This window comes from Salipiger sp. HF18, assembly GCF_011806505.1.
In the GTDB taxonomy this organism is placed as follows: domain Bacteria; phylum Pseudomonadota; class Alphaproteobacteria; order Rhodobacterales; family Rhodobacteraceae; genus Salipiger; species Salipiger thiooxidans.
Genome location: NZ_JAATOS010000527.1, coordinates 1 through 2666 on the forward strand (window position 1 = coordinate 1; position 2666 = coordinate 2666).

The window sequence follows — 2666 nt, forward strand, 5'->3', positions numbered from 1 at the left end:
CGCTCCTCGTCCCAGAGCAGGTCCTGCGTGCCGTTGCCGTGGTGCACGTCGAAATCCACCACCGCGACGCGATCCAGCCCGTGGTGGTCGAGCGCGTACTTGGCCGCGAGCGCGGCGTTGCCGAAGAGGCAGAAGCCCATGGGCGTCTCGCGTTCGGCGTGGTGGCCGGGCGGACGGGGGGCGCAGAAGGCGTTCGTCGCCTCGCGCGACATCACCGCGTCGACGGCGCGAATGGCGGCGCCCGCGGCGCGGCGCGCGGCCTGCATGGAACCCGGCGACACCCATGTGTCGGAATCGAGCGCCACCTGTCCCTGCTCGGGCGCGGCGCGCTTGATGCGGTCGATGTAGCGCTGCGGGTGGACCCTCGCGATATCGGCGTCGCTCGCGGCGGGGGCGGCGAGGCGCAGCAGGTCGAGCGGTGCCAGCGCGTGCAGCAGGTGGTCGAGCCGGGCCACCCGCTCGGGGTGGCCGTCCGGGGTGATGTGGTCGTGGCAGTCGGCGTGCGTGATGAGTGCGGTCGTCATGACGGTCCTCCCCCTGACGTCAATGCGCGACAGGATTCCGTACCTGCCGCCAGTGGGCAACCCGCGATTTCCTGCAATTGTTCCGAGCCGGCAGAAACCGGCGGGAGGGATCAGTCGGGCGCCAGCATGTAGCCCGCGCCGCGCACCGTCTGCAGGTAACGCGGCTGCTTCGGGTCGCTCTCGATCTTGCGCCGCAGCCGGGTGATCTGCACGTCGACCGCGCGTTCCTGCGCCTGCCCCTTGTCGCGGCCGAGCTCCTCGACCAGCTTGGTGCGGCTCAGCGCCTCGCCGGGCTTGGCCGAGAAGATCCGCATGAGCTGGCTCTCGGTGGCGGTGAGCCGGACAAGCTCTTCGCCCCGCCACATCTCGCCGCGCTCGATGTCGTAGCGGATCGGGCCGAGGGTCAGCAACTTCGGCGCGGCCTCCTCGGCGCGGGTGTCGGGCACCCGGCGCAGGATCGCGTTGATGCGCAGCAGCAGCTCCTTGGGCTCGAAGGGCTTGGCGAGATAGTCGTCGGCCCCCGCCTCGAGCCCCTTGATCCGGTCCTCGGTCTCGCCCCGCGCGGTCAGCAGCATGATCGGCGTCCGGGAGCCGCGCTCGCGGATGGCGCGGGTGAGGCTGACGCCGTCCTCGCCGGGCATCATCACGTCGAGCACGATCATGTCGAACTCGAGCCCTTCGAGCAGACGGCGGGCGTGCGCCGCGTCGCGTGCGGCGCTGACCAGAAAACCATGCCGTATGAGGAACTTCTGCAGCAGTCCCCGGATCCGCTCGTCGTCGTCGACGATCAGGATATGCGCGTCCGGGTCGGTCATCCGCGCACCTCGCGCAGGCCGGAGTAGTGGCGGCGCATTTCGGGATCCATCATCGCCTCGAGCACCTTGCGGAACCCGGCCACGGCTTCGGGTCCGACCTGCCGGTAGGCGGCGCGCATGCGGGCGCGCTGCGCGTCCGAGAGCCGGTGTTCGAGCTCCTTGCCCGCTTCGGTCAGGAACAGGTGCCGCTCGCGCTTGTCGGCGCGGCCGACTCGGCTTTCGACCAGACCGTCCTCGATCAGGGTGCGCAGGACACGATTGAGCGACTGTTTGGTGACGCCGAGGATCGACAGCAGGTTGTTCACCGTGGTGCCGGGCACGATGTTGATGAAGTGCACCGCGCGGTGATGGGCGCGCCCGTAGTCGAGCCCCTGCAGGATGCGGTCGGGATCGGCGGTAAACGCCCGATAAGCAAAGTACATTGCCTCGATACCCTGCCGGAGCTGTTCGTCCGTAAGGTAGAGGAGTGCCTCCCCAACATGTGCCTGCGTGCCAGGACCGTCCGCCATGCTCATGTCCCCCTCTGTCTCCCAAGTTTTGGGCACTTTAAGTCAGCGTTGTTGACATTCCAATACTGAACTGTTAGCGAGTCGCAGTTTTTCCGCAATATTATGTCCGCGTCGGACGTAAATAGCGCAACAAATGAAAAGCTAAGTCAAACTGAACTGCATGCGCGCCAGAAGGAGAATGGTTATGGAAGGTGCATATGACGACCGCGACGGTAAGATCTGGCTGGACGGCAAGCTGGTGGAGTGGCGGGACGCGCAGGTGCACGTACTGACCCACGCGCTGCACTACGCCAGCTCGGTCTTCGAAGGCGAGCGGGCCTACAACGGCAAGATCTTCCTGGGCCACGAGCACTCGAAGCGGCTGATCTTCTCGGCCGGCGAGCTCGGCTTCGAGATCCCCTACACCGCCGAAGAGATCGACGCGGCCAAGGACGAGGTCCTCAAGGCCAACGGTTTCACCAACGCCTATGTCCGCGCGATCGCGTGGCGTGGTGCGGGCATGGACATGGGCGTCGCCTCGTCGCGCAACCCGGTCCACCTGGGCATCGCGACATGGGAGTGGGGCAACTACTACGGCGACGCCAAGACCAAGGGCGCCAAGCTCGACATCGCGCGCTGGAAGCGCCCGAGCCCCGAGACCATCCCGGTGAACGCAAAGGCCGCGGGTCTCTACATGATCTGCACCATCTCCAAGCACGAGGCCGAGGCCAAGGGCTGCTCGGATGCGCTGTTCATGGATTACCGCGGCTACGTGGCCGAGGCGACCGGCGCCAACATCTTCTTCGTGAAGGATGGTGAGGTTCACACCCCGCTGGCGG

At 66.9% G+C, this 2666-nt stretch carries 3 protein-coding genes and 1 pseudogene; 1 reads left to right on the forward strand and 3 read right to left on the reverse strand.

Annotated elements, in window-relative coordinates; translation table 11 throughout:
• The 3 genes and pseudogenes from HC022_RS23580 to HC022_RS23590 form a co-directional block, all read right to left on the reverse strand.
• Positions 1-524: pseudogene (locus tag HC022_RS23580) on the reverse strand (histone deacetylase family protein); the annotation flags it as partial.
• A 110-nt stretch (positions 525-634) separates the two neighbouring features.
• Entirely contained in the window at positions 635-1339 is a 705-nt protein-coding gene (locus HC022_RS23585) for a response regulator (protein ID WP_008883333.1), read from the reverse strand.
• A complete protein-coding gene (locus HC022_RS23590; RefSeq protein ID WP_089959109.1) occupies positions 1336-1848 on the reverse strand; it encodes a MarR family winged helix-turn-helix transcriptional regulator in 513 nt (170 codons plus the stop codon). The genes HC022_RS23585 and HC022_RS23590 overlap by 4 nt, the downstream gene beginning before the upstream one ends.
• A 184-nt stretch (positions 1849-2032) precedes the next feature.
• Between HC022_RS23590 and HC022_RS23595 the strand changes: the two genes are divergently transcribed.
• Positions 2033-2666, forward strand: a 634-nt coding sequence (locus tag HC022_RS23595) for an aminotransferase class IV (protein ID WP_167454028.1), incomplete at its 3' end; no start/stop codon positions are given.

What these genes read in the sequence shown, in the direction of transcription:
- HC022_RS23585 (WP_008883333.1), bottom strand. Translation starts at nt 1,339, where the DNA reads ATGACCGACCCGGACGCGCATATCCTGATCGTCGACGACGACGAGCGG.
- HC022_RS23590 (WP_089959109.1), bottom strand. Translation starts at nt 1,848, where the DNA reads ATGGCGGACGGTCCTGGCACGCAGGCACATGTTGGGGAGGCACTCCTC.